The sequence below is a fragment of the Pseudomonas sp. RT4P38 genome (assembly GCF_054897765.1).
Genome location: NZ_CM142703.1, coordinates 3,876,679 through 3,897,496, shown reverse-complemented (window position 1 = coordinate 3,897,496; position 20,818 = coordinate 3,876,679). Strand labels below are relative to the sequence as shown.

The 20,818-nt window shown below is 59.2% G+C and carries 17 protein-coding genes and 1 pseudogene; 4 read left to right on the top strand and 14 right to left on the bottom strand.

Annotated elements, in window-relative coordinates; genetic code table 11:
- Window positions 1-57 precede the first annotated feature (57 nt).
- Complete coding sequence (locus ACYZT7_RS18010) at window positions 58-996, top strand: site-specific integrase (RefSeq protein WP_462037618.1); 939 nt, start codon at window positions 58-60, stop codon at window positions 994-996.
- A 10-nt stretch (window positions 997-1,006) separates the two neighbouring features.
- Here ACYZT7_RS18010 and ACYZT7_RS18005 read toward each other — a convergent pair whose 3' ends face one another.
- The 10 genes from ACYZT7_RS18005 to ACYZT7_RS17960 form a co-directional block, all read right to left on the bottom strand.
- Window positions 1,007-2,077 (bottom strand): ABC transporter ATP-binding protein, encoded by a 1,071-nt coding sequence (locus ACYZT7_RS18005; RefSeq protein ID WP_462037617.1) that lies wholly within the window; start codon window positions 2,075-2,077, stop codon window positions 1,007-1,009.
- Complete coding sequence (locus ACYZT7_RS18000; RefSeq protein ID WP_462037616.1) at window positions 2,074-3,672, bottom strand: ABC transporter permease; 1,599 nt, start codon at window positions 3,670-3,672, stop codon at window positions 2,074-2,076. Before ACYZT7_RS18000 ends, ACYZT7_RS18005 begins: the two co-directional genes overlap by 4 nt.
- Before the next feature lie 3 nt (window positions 3,673-3,675).
- On the bottom strand, window positions 3,676-4,689 hold the full coding sequence (locus ACYZT7_RS17995; RefSeq protein WP_462037615.1) for an iron ABC transporter substrate-binding protein: 1,014 nt from the start codon (window positions 4,687-4,689) through the stop codon (window positions 3,676-3,678).
- 150 nt (window positions 4,690-4,839) lie between these two features.
- Complete coding sequence (locus ACYZT7_RS17990) at window positions 4,840-5,400, bottom strand: PqiC family protein (RefSeq protein ID WP_462037614.1); 561 nt, start codon at window positions 5,398-5,400, stop codon at window positions 4,840-4,842.
- Between the two features lie 17 nt (window positions 5,401-5,417).
- The gene (locus tag ACYZT7_RS17985; RefSeq protein ID WP_462037613.1) at window positions 5,418-7,073 is read right to left on the bottom strand and encodes a PqiB family protein; all 1,656 of its coding nucleotides are present in this window, start codon (window positions 7,071-7,073) and stop codon (window positions 5,418-5,420) included.
- A complete protein-coding gene (locus ACYZT7_RS17980) occupies window positions 7,054-7,710 on the bottom strand; it encodes a paraquat-inducible protein A (protein WP_462037612.1) in 657 nt (218 codons plus the stop codon). Before ACYZT7_RS17980 ends, ACYZT7_RS17985 begins: the two co-directional genes overlap by 20 nt.
- Window positions 7,707-8,303 carry a paraquat-inducible protein A gene (locus tag ACYZT7_RS17975; protein ID WP_462037611.1) on the bottom strand — a complete coding sequence of 199 codons (597 nt, stop codon included), beginning with the start codon at window positions 8,301-8,303 and terminating at the stop codon, window positions 7,707-7,709. Before ACYZT7_RS17975 ends, ACYZT7_RS17980 begins: the two co-directional genes overlap by 4 nt.
- Before the next feature lie 137 nt (window positions 8,304-8,440).
- Window positions 8,441-9,742 (bottom strand): NAD(P)/FAD-dependent oxidoreductase, encoded by a 1,302-nt coding sequence (locus tag ACYZT7_RS17970; protein ID WP_462037610.1) that lies wholly within the window; start codon window positions 9,740-9,742, stop codon window positions 8,441-8,443.
- The gene (locus tag ACYZT7_RS17965; protein ID WP_134096930.1) at window positions 9,739-10,827 is read right to left on the bottom strand and encodes a polyamine ABC transporter substrate-binding protein; all 1,089 of its coding nucleotides are present in this window, start codon (window positions 10,825-10,827) and stop codon (window positions 9,739-9,741) included. The genes ACYZT7_RS17970 and ACYZT7_RS17965 overlap by 4 nt, the downstream gene beginning before the upstream one ends.
- A 165-nt stretch (window positions 10,828-10,992) precedes the next feature.
- Window positions 10,993-12,351, bottom strand: coding sequence for a glutamine synthetase family protein (locus ACYZT7_RS17960; RefSeq protein ID WP_282378368.1), 1,359 nt, complete (start codon window positions 12,349-12,351; stop codon window positions 10,993-10,995).
- 161 nt (window positions 12,352-12,512) lie between these two features.
- Between ACYZT7_RS17960 and ACYZT7_RS17955 the strand changes: the two genes are divergently transcribed.
- Window positions 12,513-13,415, top strand: a complete 903-nt coding sequence (locus ACYZT7_RS17955; protein WP_462037609.1) for a helix-turn-helix domain-containing protein — start codon at window positions 12,513-12,515, stop codon at window positions 13,413-13,415.
- Window positions 13,416-13,431: 16 nt separating this feature from the next.
- Here the strand turns inward: ACYZT7_RS17955 and ACYZT7_RS17950 are convergent.
- Window positions 13,432-15,819: pseudogene (locus tag ACYZT7_RS17950) on the bottom strand (DUF3772 domain-containing protein).
- A 182-nt stretch (window positions 15,820-16,001) separates the two neighbouring features.
- Between ACYZT7_RS17950 and ACYZT7_RS17945 the strand changes: the two are divergent.
- Window positions 16,002-16,457: a hypothetical protein gene (locus ACYZT7_RS17945; protein ID WP_462037608.1), complete on the top strand. Its 456-nt coding sequence runs from the start codon at window positions 16,002-16,004 to the stop codon at window positions 16,455-16,457.
- On the opposite strand, the gene ACYZT7_RS17940 is transcribed toward ACYZT7_RS17945, so the two are convergent.
- The 3 genes from ACYZT7_RS17940 to ACYZT7_RS17930 are packed head-to-tail and all read right to left on the bottom strand — an operon-like array spanning window position 16,442 to window position 20,148.
- Entirely contained in the window at window positions 16,442-17,470 is a 1,029-nt protein-coding gene (locus tag ACYZT7_RS17940) for a DUF2955 domain-containing protein (RefSeq protein ID WP_462037607.1), read from the bottom strand. The two genes, ACYZT7_RS17945 and ACYZT7_RS17940, sit on opposite strands and share 16 nt — an antisense overlap.
- Window positions 17,460-18,599, bottom strand: a complete 1,140-nt coding sequence (locus ACYZT7_RS17935) for an HlyD family secretion protein (protein WP_462037606.1) — start codon at window positions 18,597-18,599, stop codon at window positions 17,460-17,462. The genes ACYZT7_RS17940 and ACYZT7_RS17935 overlap by 11 nt, the downstream gene beginning before the upstream one ends.
- On the bottom strand, window positions 18,592-20,148 hold the full coding sequence (locus ACYZT7_RS17930; protein ID WP_462037605.1) for an efflux transporter outer membrane subunit: 1,557 nt from the start codon (window positions 20,146-20,148) through the stop codon (window positions 18,592-18,594). Before ACYZT7_RS17930 ends, ACYZT7_RS17935 begins: the two co-directional genes overlap by 8 nt.
- A 116-nt stretch (window positions 20,149-20,264) precedes the next feature.
- Here ACYZT7_RS17930 and ACYZT7_RS17925 point away from each other — a divergent pair, with 116 nt between their 5' ends.
- Entirely contained in the window at window positions 20,265-20,789 is a 525-nt protein-coding gene (locus tag ACYZT7_RS17925; protein WP_462037604.1) for a transporter suffix domain-containing protein, read from the top strand.
- The last annotated feature ends 29 nt before the right edge of the window (window positions 20,790-20,818 follow it).

Genomic DNA, 20,818 nt, shown 5'->3' with positions numbered 1-20,818 from the left:
AAGGATGTTTCAATCCTTAGTTGTTTAATGAACTGTTTCTACTCAAGGCCGTTTCGTTTGATTGACTTACCCGCTACCGACCCAATTCCCTCAAAGACCAACCCGCTGACCCTGTATCTGGCGCGCCTGGCGCCCTCCAGCCAACTGACCATGCGTTACGTTTTGCAGGATGCCGCTGACCGGTTGGGCTTCGAAGACATGAACGTCGAGGAGATTCCCTGGCACAACCTGCAACCTGAAGATGTCATTGCGCTGGTGGCCACCTTGCGCTCGGACGGTTACGCGCCGAACACCTCTTCGCTGTACGTCAACGCAGTGCGCGGGGTGATGAACGAAGCGTGGCGCATGAGCCTGATCAGTCAGGAACACTTGCTGAAAATGCGTTCGGTCAAGGGGATTGCCGGCACGCGACTGTCCCAGGGGCGCAACCTCAAGCGCACGCTGATCCAGGAATTGATGGCGGTCTGTGCCGCCGACCCACGGCCACAAGGTCTGCGGGACGCGGCGATTATCGGAATTTTGTACGGTTCGGGGATGCGCAAATCGGAATCGGTGAACCTGGACCTGAATCAGGTCGATTTCACCGAGCGCAGCCTTTGTGTGACCGCCAAGGGCAACAAGCAATTGATCAAGTACGCACCGGCCTGGGCGTTCGCCAAACTCAATGACTGGCTGGAACTGCGGCGCTCACTGCTGAAGGATGGCGAAACGGACGATCCGTTCCTGTTCAACCGCATCCGCCGCGGCAGTCACATCACCCGCGAGCGCATCACCAAACATGCGATCTATTACATCGCCCGACAGCGGGGCGCGCAGGTCGGGGTGAAAATCATGCCGCATGATTTTCGACGTTCGTTCATTACCCGAGTGATTGAAGAATATGACTTGTCGATCGCCCAGAAACTCGCCCATCACAGCAACATCCAGACCACGGCCAACTACGATGTGCGCGATGACAACGAGCGGCGTCGGGCCGTGGACCGGTTCGATCTTTGATGGAGGGGGTTCAAGATTCGCTCAGTACGTGGGCATGGCCGATCGTCGAGACGTGAACCGCGCTGCCGGCGGGTGGCGCATACAGGCCCGAACTGCGCACCATTAATGATCGACCAGGCTGGCGCCCGGAAGCCAAAGTCTCCAGTTCCACCGTCAATGTGCAGGTATTGCCGCTGAAATCCCGCTCGGTCACCACGGCGCGGCACCCCGCAGCCTTGGTTGAGCTGGGCTGGAGGCTGACCAGTTGCAGCTGCTCTGGACGCAGCATGATCTGCGCCGATTTGTTGTTCCGATGATTGTTCACCGGTATACGACCGAGATCGCAATGGGCCCACCCGGCTTCGATTCTGGCGGGCATGACCACGGCATCCCCTAGAAACAGTGCGGTTTGTTCATCGTCGGGGTAGCGGTAAAGATCCAGCGGATGGCCTGACTGCACCAGCCGACCGTCGCGCATCACCGCCAGCTGATCGGCAAACGACAAGGCCTCACTCTGGTCATGGGTGACCAGAATGGTGGTGACGCCAGCGTCTGTCAGCAGCCGAGCGACCATTTTGCGCATGGCGCCCCGAAGTCCAGTGTCGAGGGCCGAAAATGGCTCGTCCAGCAACATCAAGCGCGGCTGTTGCGCCAACGCCCGCGCCAGCGCCACGCGCTGTTGCTGGCCGCCGGAGAGTTCGTGGGGCCAACGGTTGGCCATGTTCGCATCCAGCGCCACGCTGTCCATCAACTCCGCGATTCGCTCCTGTTTTGCGCCGCCCTTGCTCGAAAGCCCGAAACCGATATTGGCGGCCACGGTCATGTGCGGGAACAGGGCGCCGTCCTGCGGAACATAGCCAATCAAACGCTGATGCGCCGGGACTTCGTGGGTGTCGTCGACGAGCGTTTGGCCATTGAGTGACAGACGGCCCGTGTCGGGGAATTCGAAGCCGGCGATCATCCGCAACAGCGTGGTTTTTCCTGAACCGGACGGGCCGACGATGACCGTTCGGCTGCCTGTTGGCACCGACAGGTTGATGCTCTCCAGCGCCTGATAGGCGCCATAGGACTTGGAGATGGAATGGAGTTCAAGAGCGTTCATCGGCCAGCCGTTCGTTTGGATTGGTGATAGAGAAGCCCGGTCAACGGAAGCGACAGCAGGATCATCAACAGGGCGTAGGGCGCCGCGGCGGCGTAATCGATTTCGCTGGTCATCGCCCAGAATCCGGTGGCCAGGGTGCGCGTGCCGTTGGGGGCGAGCAGCAGGGTGGCGGTCAACTCATTGGTGATCGCCAAAAATACCAGCGCGGCGCCTGCTGCAGCGCCGGGCGCGGCCAGGCGCAGGGTGATCAGCCACAATGCCCGGGTGGGTGAGCGGCCGAGGCTGCGGGCCATGTTTTCCAGCTCGACCGGCGCCTGGGCGATACCGGCACGCAAACTCACCAAGGCGCGCGGCAAAAACATCAGCAGATACGCCAGCAACACCGTGATCGTCGTCTGGTAAATCGGCCGGGCAAAATGGATGGTGATGGTCACCAATGCCAGGGCAACAACGATCCCAGGCAACGAGCTGGTGATGTAGTTGCAGCTTTCCAGCACACGTTGCAACCGGCCCGGAGAGCGAATCGACAACCAGGCAATCGGGATCGCGGCGCAGGTGGTCAGGGCTGCACCCGCAACGCCGAACAGCAGCGTCTGTTCCAGCGCCGGCAGAAGCTCGTCCATCTGCCAGACCTGCGTGCCGCCGGCTATCAGCCAGTTACCCAAGGTCACGAGTGGCACGCCCAACGCCAGCGCGCAGGTCGCTATCTGTACGGTCAGGGCGAGGAGGGTGGTTCCAGATTTCAGGCGCACCACCCGCTGTTCGCGAGCGCTTCCCGACCCGACGCGGGCGTAACGCGCCGTGCCGCGAGCGGCCGATTCTGCGGTCAGCATCACCAGGCAACACAGGGCGAGCACGCTGGCCAGCATGTGGGCGGCGGGGCCGTTGAAGGTGGACTTGAACTGATCGAAAATGGCCGTGGTGAAGGTGTCGAAACGGATCATCGCGTACAGGCCATATTCGGCCAGCAGGTGCAGGCCCACCAGCAAGGCACCGCCGCAGATGGCCAGGCGCAGTTGCGGTAGCACCACGCGGAAAAATATCGCCCAAGGTTTGAGGCCGAGCGATTCGGCAACGTCTTCGATGGCCGGATCGAGCCGACGCAGCGTTGCAGCAATCGGCAGGTACAGGAACGGGAAGTAGGCGATGACCGACACCAGAACCCCGGCAAACAGCCCGTGAATCGGTGGGACCAGACTGACCCACGCATAGCTGTGAACAAAGGCTGGCACCGCCAGCGGTGCAGTCGCCAACAACGACCACCAGCGTCGACCCGGCAGGTTGGTGCGTTCTGTCAGCCAGGCCAGAGACAGGCCTAACGTGACGCACAACGGAATCGTGATCACCACCAGTAAAACCGTGTTGATCAACAGTTCAGCGACCCGCGGCCGCAATACCAGCGGCACAAGGGTCGCCCAGCCTGTCTGAAAGGAAACGCCGATGACGAAGGCAATCGGCAGCAACGACATTAGCGACACCAGCACCGACAAACCGATCACCCACGCGCCACCGCGCGCCGCGAAAATACCGCGGGATCGTCGTCGCAGGTTCGCGGGTATCGCTTCAGCGACACCCGCCGGCAAGGTTTCAGGCATCAATTAGAGCAGTCCGGCCTGAGTCATCAGCTCCACGGCTTTTTTACTGTCGAGTTTTGAGGCGTCGACTGTCGGCGCGTCGAGTTGCTGCAAAGGCACCAGTTTGGGGTTGGATTCAGCGTTCTCGCCCACGGCGTATTCGAACGATTTGCCGGTTTTGAGGATGGCCTGGCCCTCTTTGCCGGTAATCCACTTGAGGAACGCCTGGGCTTGTTCCTTGTGTTTGCTGGACGCCAGAACGCCGCCGCCGGAGACACTGACAAACGCGCCCGGATCCTTGTGCTTGAAGTAATGCAGGGCGGTGTTTTTGCTGTTTTCGCCGGTCTTGGCCTGGTCGCCGAAGCTGTAATAGTGGTAAATCACGCCGCTGTCGATCTGCCCGGCGTTAACCGCTTTCAGTACCGCACTGTTGCCGCGATAGATCGTGGCATTGGCCTTCAACCCTTTGAGCCATTCCAGAGTGGCGGCTTCACCCTTGAGTTCCAGCACGGCAGCGACGATGGCCTGGAAGTCGGCACCGGCCGGTGAAGCGCCCCAACGACCTTTCCAGCTCGGGCCGGCGAGGTCCATCAGCGACTTGGGCAGTTCGGCTTCGGGCAGTTTGCTCGGATTATAGACAAACACTGTGGAGCGCGCGGCGATCCCCACCCATTTGCCGTGGGCCGGGCGGTAAGCATCGCCGACCTGTTCCAGAGTGGTCGGCGCAACCGGCGCAAACAGCCCCGCGTTGTCGACCAGCACCATGGCCGGGGAGTTTTCGGTCAGGAACACGTCGGCCGGGGAGGCGGCGCCTTCCTGCACGATTTGATTGCCCATCTCGGTGTCGTCACCATTGCGTACGGTGACCTTTATGCCGGTTTCCTTGGTAAAACCCTCGATCCAGGATTTGGTCAGGCTTTCGTGTTGAGCGTTATAGACCACGATGCCATCAGTCTCTGCTGCGTACACGTGACCGGCGCTCAGCAGAGCGGTAGCCAGCAGTGCTGTTTTCAGGAAAGAAGGGATGTGAGAAATCATGCAGTGACAGCTCCTGGTTTTTTTAGAATCGAGCACGAAGATTCGACAGAACCAACGGGGAAGGTCGTCGATCAGTGTAGATCAATACGAATCATTTGCATGTTTAAGGCACGGCAAATGTAAAGGGCAGTATGAGAAAAAAGCGTTAAATCACTGGGCCGATGGACACCCTTTTTGCGTTCCGCCAGCGGCCTGGCTGATAAGCGCGGCGAGGCGTTTGACGTTGTTTTGTTGCGCCGCCACCAGCTCATCTATGGAAGCGCCTGAAGGCGTCTGCACGGTGCTGCGGCAGGTGACCAGCGCAGCATCACCTTCGCTCAGATTACGCAGGCGCCACTTGACGTCGATCAAAGCATATTGACCGGGAACCGAGTCGAAGCGCTGCACATCCACTCGCACCGACAGGTTGTGCCGGGGATTGGCGTTGACCATTTGATCGACCAGAGCACTGCGCAATTCATCCACCAGACTCGCAGCCCACCACTCGGTTTCAAGGATCGCCATGCCGCTGTTGCCCTGGCGAATGACGATCTGCGGACGATCCACCTGGGGCGGCACGCTGATGCCCTCAATCTGGATTTCCGCACCGCTGTTCCGTGCAGCAAGGCCCGGTTGAGCCGGAATCAGGGTGTGGAATTGAATCGGATCACTGCGGCAAGCGGCGAGCAGCACCAGCGCGGTGAGCAAGGTGATCTTCAGCGGAAAAGCCATGGGTGATGCTCCTGTGGTCATTTGCGCGGTGGCCCTTGCAGATCCATCGGCGCGGCATTGTCGGGGCGCCCGCGAATCAGCGATTCCGGGTGGCGTCCCAGGTAATCCGAGAGTTCACGCAAGGAGCGCGACATGCGTCCGAGTTCGTCCAGGGTCTGGCCTAATTGTTCGCGTTGCGGCGAGTCTTCGGCCAAGGTCGAACTGGCCGATTGCAGGGTCTTGCTGACGTCCGCCAGCGTCGTCTGCACGCCAGGCAGGGTTTTGGCGTTGAATTGCGCCAGGCCTTTACGCAGTTCGACGAGGTTGCTGTCGAGGTTGCCGGCAATGCGCTCGATTGGCAGCTGGTTGATCTTGTTGACCATGCCCTCCAGTTTTTCCTGCAACTGCTCGAGGCTGCCAGGAATGGTGGGGATGGAGACCGGCCGGGCGGTCGGATCGAACACGATTTTCTCCGCTTTGGGGTAGAAGTCGAGCGCGATGTACAGCTGACCGGTCAACAGGTTGCCGCTACGGGCCTGGGCCCGCAGACCGTTGTCGATGAAGCTGCCCATCAGCCGTACGCCTGCGGCTTCGTCGTTGGGGTCATGCTTCAAGACCTCGAGCATTTTAGTGTGGGCCTGGCCGAGTCGTTGCGGGTAGATCACGATGCCGACATTGACCGGGAAACTGCGCTTTTTCGCGTCGAAGTCCAGATTGACCGACACGACTCTACCGAACTCTATGCCAAGGAATTCCACCGGCGCACCGACCCTGAGCCCGCGCAAGGCCTGATCGAAACGCAAACTCAAGAATTGTCCCTTACCGCTGGGCGGGGCGAGGGCGGTTAGCTGGTCTTCGAACAGGTCGAAGGCTTTTTCCTCGGTAGCCGGTTGATCGTTGGGGCTGTATTCCGGAGCGCGGAAGGCGATGCCGCCCACCAGGATGGATGACAGCGACTCGGTTTTCACCGAAAAGCCGTTGGCGCCGACATTCACGTCGATCCCGCTGGCGTTCCAGAACCGGGTGTTTTCAGTGACGTAGGCGTCGTTGGGCGCGTGGACGAACACTTCGATGTTCACCCCTTTACCGTCGGCGTCCAGGGCATAGGCCACCACCTGACCCACCGGAATCTTGCGGTAGTAAACCGGAGAGCCAATATCCAGCGAACCCAGGTCCTGGGTATGCAAGGTGAAGCGCTTGCCCGGCTCGCCATAGGTTATCGGCGGAGGGTTTTCCAGGCCGGTAAAGTTCTTTGAGCGAGCATTGGCCTGGCCGATGTCTGCGCCAATGTAATCCCCGGACAGCAGGGTATCGATACCCGACACCCCGCCGGCGCCAATACGTGGACGCACGACCCAGAATTGCGAGTCTTCGCGGGTGAAACTTTCCGCCTGCTTGGACAGTTTGATGGTGGCGTTGACACTTTTCTGATCGCTGCTCAGTTCCACGTCCGAGACATGACCGATCACCACGTTGCGGTATTTGACCTCGGTCTTGTTGGCCGTCAGGCCGCTACCGGTTTTGAACGTGACGGTAATGGTCGGACCTTCCTGCAGCATGGTGTGTACGACCAGGGAAATCCCCACCAGCACCGCGACGATCGGCACGATCCAGACCAGCGAAACGCTGAAACGACGGGTTTTGACAGGGGCCTGACCGGGGGCTTGCGGCCCGTCAGTGGCTTGCGACTTCATCCTTGACCTCCTCGTTTGGGTGATCCCGCTCTTTTTTATCCCAGATCAGGCGTGGGTCGAAACTCATGGCCGAGAGCATGGTGAACACCACCACCAGGCCAAAAAACAGAATGCCCACGCGCGGCTCGATATCGCCCAGCGCCTGGAACTTCACCAGCGCCGCCACCAGCGCGACGACAATCACGTCGAGCATCGACCAGTAGCCGATGAGCTCGACGAATCGGTAGAGCTTCGAGCGCTCTTTGCGCGCCCATGAGCTGTCGCGTTGCACGGTGACCAGCAGCAGCGTCAGGGCGACGAACTTGACGCCCGGTACCGCGATGCTGGCGATGAAAATAATCAAGGCAATGTCCCAGGCGCCGTGCTGCCAGAACTCCAACACACCGCTCATGATGGTGCTGTCGGCACCGGAGCCGAGCATGGTGGTGTTCATCACTGGCAGCAAATTGGCCGGGATATAGAACACCAGCGATGTCAGCAGGTAGGCCCAGGTCCGGGTCAGGGAGTTGCTTTTGCGCCGGTGCAAGGGCGCGCCGCAGCGCTCACATTCGTGAGGTTCATGGGTCATGTCGCAGGCCAGGCCGCAGCTGTGACACAGGCAGAGGTTGAGTTCGCTGGCGGTCGGTGGCGCGTTCATTGGATGTCCCACAGATCGCGAATATCGCGTCCGGCAAGGCGGATCATCATCAGGCTGAGGACGGCCAGGGCAAATAGGCCAATCCCGGGCAGCACGTCGAGCAAACCTGCGAGTTTGAACACCGCCACCATGGCCCCCAGCAAGCACACTTCCAGCATGCTCCAGGGCCGGAGTATTTCCAGCCAGCGCATGCAGAACCTGAAAACGGGCGAACGTCGCTGCACGAGCGCGAAGCTCAGGACCCAGATCAGCAGGACTAACTGGAAAATGGGCGCGATGATGATAGAAATCGCCGCCACCATGGCAATAAACGTGATCGGCCCATGACTCAGGGCCAGCACCGAATCCCAGAGCGTAGCGCTATTTTTCAGGCCCTTGAGGCTGATGCTCATGACCGGATAGAAATTGGCGAAAATCCACAGCACCGCGGCGGTGAAGGTCAAGGCCAGCCGCTGCTCCACCGACAGGCCGTTATAGCGCTGCAGCACGCCGCCGCAGCGCATACAAAGGGTTTTCTGATGTTTGGCGAGCGTGACTTTTTCATACACGCAGTCGCAGTGCTCGCAGATGATCAGTGGGTCAGTCGTAGCCATAGGCCGCACTCGCGAGGACGCAGGGAAGTCAGAGCACTTCCTCAATATAGAAGCGCCTCGCGATTGAGCAAATTAAAAGGCTGTTCAATGGGATAAGTAGGGGCGGTGCGCTAGGGCTCCGCGAGGGTGGAGGGCGGTCAGCCCAGCAGTTCACGCAGGCGATACCAGAACATGCCGAGCGCCAACAAAGGAGAACGCAGCATGGGGCCGCCGGGGAACGTCATGTGCGGCACGGCGCTGAACACGTCAAAGCCCTGACTGTGTCCGACATGGATCGCTTCACCCAACAACTTCGCGCACCAGTGGGTCACGTTCAGGCCATGGCCGGAGTAACCCTGGGCGTAAAACACGTTCGGATGCTGGCTCAAGCGCCCGACCTGTGGGAAGCGATTGGCCGAGATGCCGATCTTGCCGCCCCATTGATAGTCGATGCGCACATTGGCCAGCTGCGGGAAGACCTTGAGCATGTGCGGGCGCATGTAAGCTTCGATGTCCGCCGGATCACGCCCGGAATAATGACAAGCGCCGCCGAACAGCAAGCGTCGATCTGCCGAGAGCCGGTAGTAATCCAGGCCGACTTTCTGGTCGCAGAGCGCCAGGTTATGCGGGATCAATTGCGCTGCCTGTTCGGGCGTCAACGGCTCGGTGGCGATGATGTAGCTGCCCGCCGGGAGAACCTTGCCGCTCAGTTTCGGTTCGAGCTCTTCCAGGTGAGCGTTGCACGCCAGCACCAGACTGCCGGCGCGCACCGTGCCGCCGGCACAGCGAACCTGCACAGTGCTGCCATGGATCAACTCCAGCACCGGGCTCTGCTCGAAGATCCGTACCCCGAGAGATTCGGCTAGCCGCGCTTCGCCGAGCACCAGGTTGAGCGGATGCAAATGACCCGAGCCCATATCGACGAGACCACCGGCATACACGCCTGAGTTCACCACCTGCTGACGGATCTGCTCCGGCCCGACGAGTCGGGTTTCGTGGGCGTAACCCGATTCGGCAAGGACTTGCTGCTCAGCCTTGAACGCCGCGAACTGCGCTTTAGTATTGGCCAGTTCACAGAACCCCCAGCGCAGGTCGCAATCAATCCCGTGTTCACGAATGCGGTTGCCCACAAGAGCGACCGAGTCGACACCCGCACGCTCAAGGTAACGCACGCCTTCTTCACCGACATGACGGGCGAAACCGCTGATGTCATGGCCGATGCCGCGGATCAACTGCCCGCCGTTACGCCCGCTGGCGCCCCAGCCGATCCGTCGGCCTTCCAGCAAAATCACCGAGAGCCCGCGCTGAGCCAGTTCGATCGCCGTGTTAACGCCGGTAAAGCCGCCGCCGATTACACAGACATCGGCTTCAAGATCCGCGGCCAGTGTAGGGTAGGGCGCCATTCCATTGGCTGACGCCGCGTAATAGGAGCGAGCATGTTCGTTGCTGTACTGGTTCATTGGTTGGACTTCACTTTGCTCCAGGAACGGGTCATCAAACGCATGATTGCCTGGGGCGGGGTGGTGGAAATGTAGAGCTTGTCGAGGACTGCCTGGGGTGGGTAAACCTCAGGGTTGTTGACCAGCTCAGGGTCCATGTCTTGCTTGGACGCCGGGTTAGGGTTGGCGTAACCGACCGACGCGCTGACCTTGGCAATCACTTGCGGGTCCAGCAAGTAGTTGATGAAGGCGTGCGCTTCTTTCTGGTTGCTGGCGTCTGCGGGAACCGCCAACAGGTCGAACCACAAGTTACTGCCTTCCTTGGGAATCGCGTAGGCGATGTTCACGCCGTTCTTGGCTTCCTTGGCCCGATTCGCGGCCTGGAACACGTCACCCGAGTAACCGAAAGCCACGCAGATGTCGCCGTTGGCCAAATCTGAAACGTACTTCGAGGAATGGAAGTAGGTGATGTAAGGCCGAATGGTCAGCAGCTTGGCTTCGGCTTTTTTGAAGTCTTCAGGATTTTCGCTACGCGGGTCCATGCCCATGTAATTGAGAACGGCGGGGAACACTTCATCGGCCGAATCCATCATCGACACACCGCATTGACTGAGTTTCTTCAGATTCTCGGGTTCGAAAAACACTGCCCAGGAGTCGATGCGATCGATGCCCAGGACTTGCTTGACCTTGTCGACGTTGTAGCCAATGCCGTTGGTGCCCCACAGGTACGGAACCGAGTGTTCGTTGCCCGGATCGTTTTTCTCCAGCAGCGCCAACAGTTTCGGGTCGAGGTTCTTGAAGTTGGGCAGCTGCGAACGATCGAGCTTCAGGAACGCGCCGGCTTTCACCTGGCGAGCGAGGAAGTGGTTGGACGGCACCACCACGTCATACCCCGTGCGGCCGGCGAGCAATTTGCCCTCCAGGGTTTCGTTGGAGTCGAACACGTCGTAGATCACCTTGATCCCGCTTTTCGCCTGGAAATCGGCGAGGGTGGTCTCGCCGATGTAATCGGTCCAGTTGTAGACGCTGACCGTTGGCTGAGCCTGCGCAACGGCGCTGAACAACACTGCCAGCGCGACCGGAACCATGGATTTCAATAGACGCATACGACACCTCTTATAGTTATTGGATTCTTCCGGAGTTTCTTTGGTGTTCTTGCGGCCGCCATCGCGAGCAAGCTCGCTCCCACAGGGGAATGCATTCCAAATGTGGGAGCGAGCTTGCTCCGGGCGGCGTTCCGACGATGAGGCCCTCAGGGGCAAGCGCAGATCTCAGACGCTGAGCAGCAGGAACTCTCGCTCCCAGGAGCTGATCACGCGCTTGAAGTTCTCGTGCTCCGCTCGCTTGACCGCCACATAGCCGCGGACGAATTTGCTGCCCAGATAACGCCCGATGGTTTCGCACTCCTCCATCTGCGTCAGGGCGTCTTCGATGGTGATCGGCAGGCGCAGATTGCGGCGCTCATAGGCACGACCCTGGACCGCAGCGCTCGGTTCGATGCGCTCGACCATGCCCAGGTACCCGCACAACAAGCTCGCTGCGATGGCCAGATATGGGTTGGCGTCGGCCCCCGGCAAACGGTTTTCCACGCGCATCGCGTCTGGCGTGGAGGTCGGCACGCGCAGGCCCACGGTACGGTTTTCTTCGCCCCATTCGACGTTCACTGGCGCCGAGGTGTCCGGCAGGAAGCGGCGGAACGAATTGACGTTGGGCGCGAACATCGGCAGCACTTTGGGAATGTATTTTTGCAGGCCACCGATGTGGTGCAGGAACAGTTCGCTCATCTGCCCGTCAGCATCGGCAAAGATCGGCTGGCCGGTGGCGATGTCCACGACGCTCTGGTGGATATGCATGGCGCTGCCGGGCTCATCGCCAATCGGTTTGGCCATGAAGGTCGCGGTGACGTTGTGCTTGAGCGCCGCCTCGCGCAGGGTTCGCTTGAACACGGTGATCTGGTCGGCCAGGTCCAGTGCGTCGCCATGACGGAAGTTGATTTCCATCTGCGCCGGGCCGTCTTCGTGGATCAAGGTATCGAGGTCCAGACCCTGAAGTTCGCACCAGTCGTAAACGTCTTCAAACAGCGGGTCGAATTCGTTGGCGGCGTCGATGGAAAACGATTGACGACCACTTTCCGCACGCCCTGAACGACCCAGCGGCGCCTTGAGCGGCAAGTCCGGATCTTCGCAGCGCTGGGTCAGGTAGAACTCCATTTCCGGCGCGACAATCGGCCGCCAGCCTTTGTCGGTGTACAGCTGCAGGACTTTCTTCAGTACGTTGCGCGGCGACAGCTCGATCGGGTTGCCGAACTTGTCGAAGGTGTCGTGAATCACGATAGCGGTGGGCTCGATGGCCCAGGGAATCACGTAAACCGCGTCGGAAACGGGCTTGCAAACCATGTCGATGTCGGCCGGGTCGAGCAGGTCGTAGTAGATGTCGTCATCGACAAAGTCCCCGGTTACCGTTTGCAAAAGCACGCTTTCCGGCAGGCGCATGCCTCGCTCATGCAGGAACTTGTTGGTGGGTGCAATTTTGCCGCGTGCAATGCCGGTCAAGTCGCTGACCACACACTCGACTTCGGTAATCTTGTGATCTTTCAGCCACGTGAGCAACTGATCGAAAGGGACATTCATAAAGACCTCGTTATTGGTTTTTTTAACGCCGGGGAGGCGGGTTTCATCCACCACACACTTCCCCTGTGGCGCGTTGACGACTATCTTGGGCGAGCCTTGACGTTCTATCTATCCACTTTCAGCAGCACCAAAACGCACCAAACGAGTGCGTAAGGTCACCCATGACAACGTGCAACCCCTTACAAGTCCAAGCGTTCAACACCGCCGACGTGGCCGAGCAAATCCGCGCCACACCGGGTTGGGTGCAGCATTATCAGCAAATGTCGCCGGGGCATTTCGCCGGGAGGGTGCGCTATCTGGACCTGCAAGGCGTGGAGATTTACGAGGAACACATGAACACGCGGGTCGAACAGAATTTCAGCGCCCCTGAAGGCTCCCTGGCGTTCTGTTTCGATCGCAGCGACAACGCGCTGTACGTGTTGAATGGTGAAAGCCGCAACATCTGGATCACCCCGGAGAACTACCAGGAAATCGCCGTGGTGTTCGGTCCGGCGTTCGTTCAGCGTCACGGTTTGAATGTGACCAGGCTCGAAGGCCTGTTCATGGCGCCACTGAACTCGGGACAGAACGCGCTGTTCAGTCGCTGGCTCAGCGGGACGTTGACCCGACTGACGCAGACGCTCGATCCACCGAGCAAGGAAGCGTTGACCCAACAGTTGCTGGAAGACTGCCTGTACATCCTCGACAACGCGTGTGTGTGCCTTGATCGCGGAGGTTTACAGCGCCGCGCCGAAGAGCGATCGGTGATGAAGCGCATCGGTGAGTGGGCGGCTGATGCCCCGGAAGAAGCCCTGAACCTGTTGGAGCTTTCGCAGGTCGCCGGGGTGTCACTGCGGCAGTTGCAGCATGCGTTCAAAGCCTATACCGGGATGACCCCGACCCATTGGCTGCGCTTGCGTCGACTCAACAGTGCGCGCCGAGAACTGCTCAACCGTACAGCGATGGAGACTACCGTTGCCGAAGTGGCGATGCATTGGTCGTTCTGGCATTTAGGAAGATTTTCCAGCAGTTATCGGGCGTTATTTAAGGAATTGCCGAGTGAAACGCTGAAACGCAGCCGTTAAATTTTCAAGCGTTTTGTCATGTCGCAGGAACAGGCTTGGCCAATTCGATGCCGGCCGCACTCAATCGCTTCAGGATCTCAAAGAGCAGATCGCTCTTGGTCGTACTGACAATCCTTGGGCTGCTGACATAGCCGGTGATGGTTAACGTGATGCCTTCAGGGCTCAGATTGCTGAATCGAACAACGGGGGCGGGTTTGTCGAGGATGGTTTCATGTTCACAATAGGCGGTGTAGAGCAGGGTTTTGACTTGTTCGGGGTCGATATCCAGAGGGAACACCAGCTCGAGTGTGGCCACCCCTTGGGCGCTGCCGCCCATGGTCACATTGCGCAGGTTCTGGGAAATAAGCTGCGAGTTGGGCACGATCACGATCGAGCGGTCACTGAGTTGTATCTCGGTGGCCCTGACATTGATCCGCCGGATATCGCCTTCGACCCCGCTAATGCTGATCAAGTCGCCGACCTTGACCGGACGCTCAGTGAGCAGGATTAACCCGGAGACGAAGTTCTTGACGATCTCCTGCAAGCCAAAGCCGATCCCCACCGACAACGCACTGACGATCCACGCCAGATTCGTCCATTTGACGCCCAATGAAGACAATGCAAGCAGAATGACCAGTGCGTACCCGATGTTACTGAATAGGGTGCTTAGCGACGCACCCATGCCGGGGTCCATGTCGGTTTTCGGCAGGAACTCGTTATCCAGCCATCTGCGCAGCGATCGAATCAGGTAAATACCGATCAACAGCGCCAGGAGCGCATTCAGCAGATTTCCCGGAATGATATTCAACTTGCGCAAACCATCGCCGCCGAGGATCGCTGAAACCCTGTCTGTCAGTTGTCCAAAGGTCGCTCCAATCCCCCCCACAAACGTTGTAATCACGGCAATTAACAGCAATGCCGCTCTGCCAATACCCGACACAACAACCTCGATTTGTTCAAGCCGTACGTCGCCGACTCCCAGCAGCTGTTTGATCGCCTTGCCGCTTGGGTGCTTTGGCGAAAACAGGTAATCACACAAGTCCCTGAACAACTGCGTCAGCAAATAGAAGCTGGCAATAACGATATAGAGCCAGACGATTTCGTAAGTGATGAATCGGGCCAGGGAGATGTAACCGACCAGCAGGCCAAAAATCGAGATCAAAACAGCGATGCTGACGCCGCTATAAATCACACCCGCCAGCGTAGTACCAGATTCAGGGGCTTCCCCGGCAATGACCATCGCTCGGCGGGTTTTACTGACGCGTAGCAATAACGCTCCAATAATCAAGATGACGACTAATGACACGACACCCCGGCTGAAGAGAACCACCTGCGAACTCATCCCCGTCGCATTGGTTATTTGTACCAGCGATATCAGTATCAACATTGATCCGGCCAACAGCGCCGGAAAAGGGCTTATCGAATCCGCCACTTCATCGGCGATGCCAGGCAACCGCCATGAGGGATTGTGTTTAGACAGCAGCGCCCGACTCAGGCCGATGATCATGGCGCAGGCATAAGCGACCTTCTCGACATCGTCAAAATAGCCTTGCAGTGGTTGCGGCAATGGTTGAAACCGGGTAGCGGCAATAGAGATGAGCTGTATTGCGCAACCTGCGCTCAACAGCGTGGCGAGCACTGTCGCTATCGCCAATGAACTTCTACGCAATCGACCTTCCGGTAATCGATGGATGCAGATCCATGTCAAGCCACGCTCAGCCAGTCTTCGCCCCGGCGTCCAGAAGGCCAGGGCCAGCAACAACAACGTGACGGTCACGGCACGCCGGCCGGGTTGCCAGACGGACTGAATGACACTTTTAGACTGGTCGATTAACACCGTCAGACGGTTTTTATCCTCCTCCAGTGGAAAAAACAGCGGTGACCAGAACCGGGGGTTGAGCAGGCTGGCGGTGCGCTGGGCCAGTTCGGTTTCCAGTTGAGTGCGCCGAATGCTGGCAATCTGAGCGATGAGGTTAGTAGCGCCTTCCTTGATGGCCCGCAGTATTTTGAGATCGTCATCCACCTTGTCTTTTTGTGCAGTGAGATAGGACCTCTGCTTCACGAGATCAGCCTTTTCCATAGCAAGGCTGCCAGGGGATGCAGTCCCGAGCACACTGAGTTGCCCTTGCAATTGCGCCTGCTCGGGAAGTAACACGGTCGCCAACTTGTCCGCATCACTGAAGAGCAACTGAACGTTGTCCTGAAAACGTACCAACTAGGTGAAGTTACTGGTCAGTGACACCTGCTGTTTAAGGTTGTCCAGCCTTAATTGCAGGGCTTCCAGATCGCTCTTGGACACCGCAGTAGTTGAACTGGCGTCGGCGGTGCTTGAAGGCATTGCCATTTCTTCTGCCGACAGCACGCCGATGTTCGCCCCCGACAGCGCAAACACAATGAACATCAGTAACTTCAATGCAGGACGCATAGATATGCTCCGGCGGCGTTAGCCATTCAGGTTAGGTCATGGCGTGCACCGCCGCGAAAAATTGTTATTCGACGGCATAGCCCCGGCGAAGTGAGAGGAGGGGTGATCTACAATCTTCTGTGTTGAGCTCGGTTTTCAGAGCCACAGTGTGTGGAGTAGTAAGGTCTGTTCAGGAGTTCATCATGAGAACGTTGTCGTCGATTAGTCTGTGCATCGCACTGTCGGTTTCCTTGACCCAGGGATGGGCGGAAACGGTCGTGCCGATGAAAGGGCAGAGTTCGCAACAAACCCAAGTGGACATCACCGATTGCCACAACATCGCGGCCAGTCAGAGCGCCTCGACTGCACCGCCTCCTGCCGGTGGAAGGCTGAAGGGCGCCGCTGTGGGCGCTGCCGCCGGGGCTGCGGGGGCGCAGGTGCGCGGCCGTCAGCACGACGAGTTTTATGATCGCGTCGATGATGACGTGAAGCAGGACTATCGCCAGAACCAGGCAAAAGGGACAGCGGCAGCGGGAGCCGTAGTGGGTGGCTCGCGCCAGCGTCAGGAACGCCGGGCGCAGCAGAAAACCAGTGCTGCGACCAGTTCAACGGCCTACACAAGCTGCTTGCAAGGGAAGGGGTATCAGGTCAGCCCTTGAGCATTTTTGGGCTGACGCTGATCGAGCAAATGCACCATCAGACAGGCATACAGCGTCACGGCGATGAACAGCCCCATGCGCACGGCAAACGCGGTGTAGACGTCCTTGCCCGCTGCGCTGTCCTGAACCGATTGGCCCAGCAGGATAATCAGCGTGATCAGGCTACTGAGCCAGAACCCCGGACTCAATCGCGTGGGACTCAGGGCATAGAGCTTGCGCGCCACTATCAGGCCGAACAGCAGCATCCACAGAAAGAACATCCACAGATGTACAAACAGGCTGAGCGCGCACCAGAACAGAATGGCCAGCAAGCCACCGAGCAACGTTGAACCGACCAGTTCACGACCGGCATGGCGTGTGGTCGTCGTCGAGCTTTGCTGACCCAGGCTGACCGCCTTCAAGATGATCGGCAGATAACTGGCCGGATCGATCAGCGCCAGCAGGAATGTCGGCAGCACGATCAGGGTGGCACGTAGCGCCACTCGACCGACTTCTTCGTCCGGTAGAACCGGGGGTGGCGGTGGTGACGGGGCATTAATCGGCTCGGGAAACAGCCAATGAGTGAGTGCCAGCACTATGACGGCCAGGAGCAACCCCTTGACCAACGCACCAATGACCATCGCGGCCAAATCAAAATCCACCACACCGGCCGAAGAGATCATGGTCAGGCCAATCACCAGAAAAGTGACAATCAGGTTGTTACCGCCACGCAGTCCAAAACGGAAAGCCAGGAACAGACTGGCGCCGATCAGTAGCACGCCGCTGACGGGGTAATAACGCAGGATCGGGATCAATAACAGGCCGACGCCAGTGGTCAACATCGCGGTCAGTGCGAGCACTACTCCAGCCTTGAAGGGCAGCGCACGATTAAGCGTGGCCAGCAGCAGCAAGCAAAGCACTGGCGCGATAAACGGGATCGGCAAACCCAGGCCGAAACTGGTCGCCAGGCACAACGCCGTGCCGGTGGCGAGGCGCAGTGCGCGTTGAACCCGGGGGGGGCGTTCAGTAGGCATAGGACAGCCAACTCATCAGTCCCAGGAATACGCGACCAAGCGGGTTGAGCGGGTTGCCCTGGGTGGGGAAGGCCATGACTTCGGCCTGCCCACCGGCACGGATGGCGCGACTTTCACGCAGTGTGTTCATTGAGTCAGTAGAAAACTCGATAATCACCGGGAAGCGCTGTGCCGGGCGCAGCCAGTCGCGGCTGTTCTGCACACTGGGCAACGTGCCGGGCGCAGGCGTCTGACCCACGCTGACACCGTAGCCGACACTGCGCACGCGGCCCTCGAAAACCTGGCCTGGCAACGCATCCAGTACTATCGCCACCGCAGTATCGGGCTTCACCAGGCCGAGGTTGTTCTCGGTCATGTCCGCACTGATCCACACATCGCGGATGGCGATCAGGGTCATGACCGGGCTACCGGCCGCTGCGAATTGGCCAACGTCAGTGCGCAGGTCCGTGATCAGGCCGTCCGAGCGCGCGCGAATCTGCGTATTGGCCAGGTCGAGTTCGGCTTTTGAGAGCGCCGTGGCGGCGCTGCGCAGCAAGGCGTTCTCTTCGTCACTGCCACCTTCCTGCTCTTGCGCACGCTGAATTTCGGCACGGGCAGCGGCCACCTGGCTAACCGCCTGTTCATGGTTGGCGCGAGACACTTCAAGCAGGCGCACGGATACGGTACCCGGGTCTTCGCGATACAAACCTTCAAGACGCTGACTGTCCTGCCGGGTCTTGCGTTCGTTGGCCTGAGCAGCACGCAACGACGCTTGCGCCGACGCGATTCCGGCAGTGCTGGCACCGATCTGCCGGCGTGTCGACTCAAGGTCAGCGCGTGCACGATCGACGGTAATCTGATAGGGCTGAGAGTCCACCTCAAAAAGCACTTCGCCGGCCTTGACGTCCTGGTTGTTACGCACGTTTACACGGGTCACTCGGGCTGCTACTTCCGCAGCCACCGGAATCACAAAGGCACCCACCCTTGCCTGCTGCGTATAGGGTGTGAAGCGGTCCGCCAACAGGTACCAGGCCAGGCTCAGGATGATCAACAGCAACACCCACTTGATGCCTTTTTTCGCCGAGTCGGGGGCCGGCTCTGGCGCTTTGGCGACGGGCGCATCGGGGGAGGGCTGCGCGGTTTCACTCATCTTTTCTTACCTTCTGTGGGATGGGAAAGGCTGGCTGCGCAGCGGTAGGCTCATCCAGCAGATCGCCCCAGTCCGTGCGTTTTTCCATCTGCTTGCGGGTAAGGTAGTCAACGTTCGGCTGGGCGCTGTACCAACCGCCACCCAGGGATTTGTACAGCGCAATCACATTGCTCACCGCGTTGCTGCGAGCGATCAAGTAGTTGTCCTGCTGTTCGAGCAACGCGCGCTGCGCATCCAGCACCCGCTGGAAGTCCGAATACCCTTCGCGGTAGAGCGAGCTCGCCAACACCAGCGAGCGCTTGGCTGCCACTTCGGCCTCACGCAGGATTCGTTCACGCTCCAGTGATTTGATCAGGCCGCTGGCGGCGTCGTCAGCCTCACGTGCAGCCTGACGAACCTTGTCGCGGTAGGTCTCAATCAGTTGCTGCAAACGCACATCCTGCACGCGCACGTTGTTGCTGATCTGGCCGTGGTCGAACAGGTTCCAGCGCAGGCTGGGGCCGCCGATCAAGTCCAGGCTTTTGGAAGTACCCTTCAGCGTGTCGGCCGACCAGACGATACTGCCCAACAAGGTTAGTGACGGGTAGAAATCGCTTTCGGCCACGCCGATCAGCGCCGACTGGGCCGCGACATTGAGCTCGGCGGCGCGCACGTCGGGTCGACGCAGCAGCAGATTGGCCGGTACTTCCTGCAACACGGCCCGGTCGACCAGCGGGATCAATCCTTCATTTTCCATCAGCAGCGGCAGCGCGCCGGGCGGCTGACCGATCAACATGGCCAACGCATTGTGGGTGCGCAACAACTGGTCTTCGAGATTGGGGATGGTGCTCAGTGTGCCCAGGTACTGGGTCTTGGCTTGTTGCAGGTCGAGCTCGGCAGTCTGACCGCTGTTGAACAACTTCTCGGTGATCTCGAAGCTGCGCTTTTGCTGCCTGGCGTTTTCCCGTGCGACGCGCAAACGCGCTTCGGTGGTGCGCAGCGAGAAGTAGGTGTCGGCCACTTGCGCCCGCAACAGCACGAGCACGTCTTCATAGTTGGCCTGGGCGGCGAAGTAATTGGCATCGGACGACTCGATGGCGCGACTGAAGCGTCCCCAGAAGTCAAGCTCCCAGCCAACATCAAAACCGGCGCTGTATTGCCAGAAATGGCTGTCCTGCGGATTGATGCCGCCCGATTGTTTTCGATTGAAGTACAGACTATCGACGCTGGCCTGCTGCAGTTGCGGATAAAGCCCGCTTTGGGCGATGCCCAGCTGGGCACGGGCTTCCATCACGCGCAGGCCGGCGATCTTAAGGCTGGTGTTGTGAGCATCCGATTCGGCAATCAGGTGGTCGAGAACCGGATCGGCGAAGACTTGCCACCACTGACGCAGATCCGGGTTAAGCCCACGTTGGCTGGATTGTTCAAGGGCAGGGGTGCTCCAGTGCTTGACCCATTCTTCGCCGGGCGACTGGAAGTCCGGGCCCAGCCGTATGCAACCACTGAGGCCGAATACACCCAGCAGCAGGAGCTGGCCTGGCCGATTCAGCAGGGATCTACTTGGATGCATTACGCATTTCCCGACCAACGAAGATCACTGGAGCATAGCCGCCCGAATCGACAGGCGGCTGCTACGCTTTTTAAGCTCCTTCAAATCTACTGCAGCCGGCTAAATAGGTACGACGAATGAATACCACCCAGGGCAGTGTTGAACCCCATTCAGCCGGCTGGCGCTTCAAAATGGGAATAACCATTATCTGCTTGATGTTGGGGTCCTGGCTGATGGTGCCTGTCGCAGCAGCGGCCGGTGTACCTGGCTCAAAGATCGCTGCGCTGACCGGCGTACTGTTCATCAGCAACAAAGTCCTGCTGATTCTTGTCATCACCATCATGGGCAAGTCGGGCTTCCAGCAACTCAAACGCAGCGTATTCGGTTACGTGTCCACGCTCGCGCCCAAAGCAGATCTCGAAGTAGGGCCGGTTCGTCATCGAATCGGCATCGTCATGTTTTGTTTGCCGCTGATCTCATCCCTGCTTGAACCCTACATCGACAGCCTTTGGCCTGGACTCAGGCCCAACCTCTGGCAGCTTCAAGCGTTGGGCGACGCAATGCTGATCGGCAGCTTTTTTGTGCTGGGGGGGAATTTCTGGGAGAAGGTGCGCGCCTTGTTTATTCGCACCGCTCGTGTAGCAAACACAAGTGCGGTGTGAGTAAAAGTATCGACATAGCAGCTGTGGGC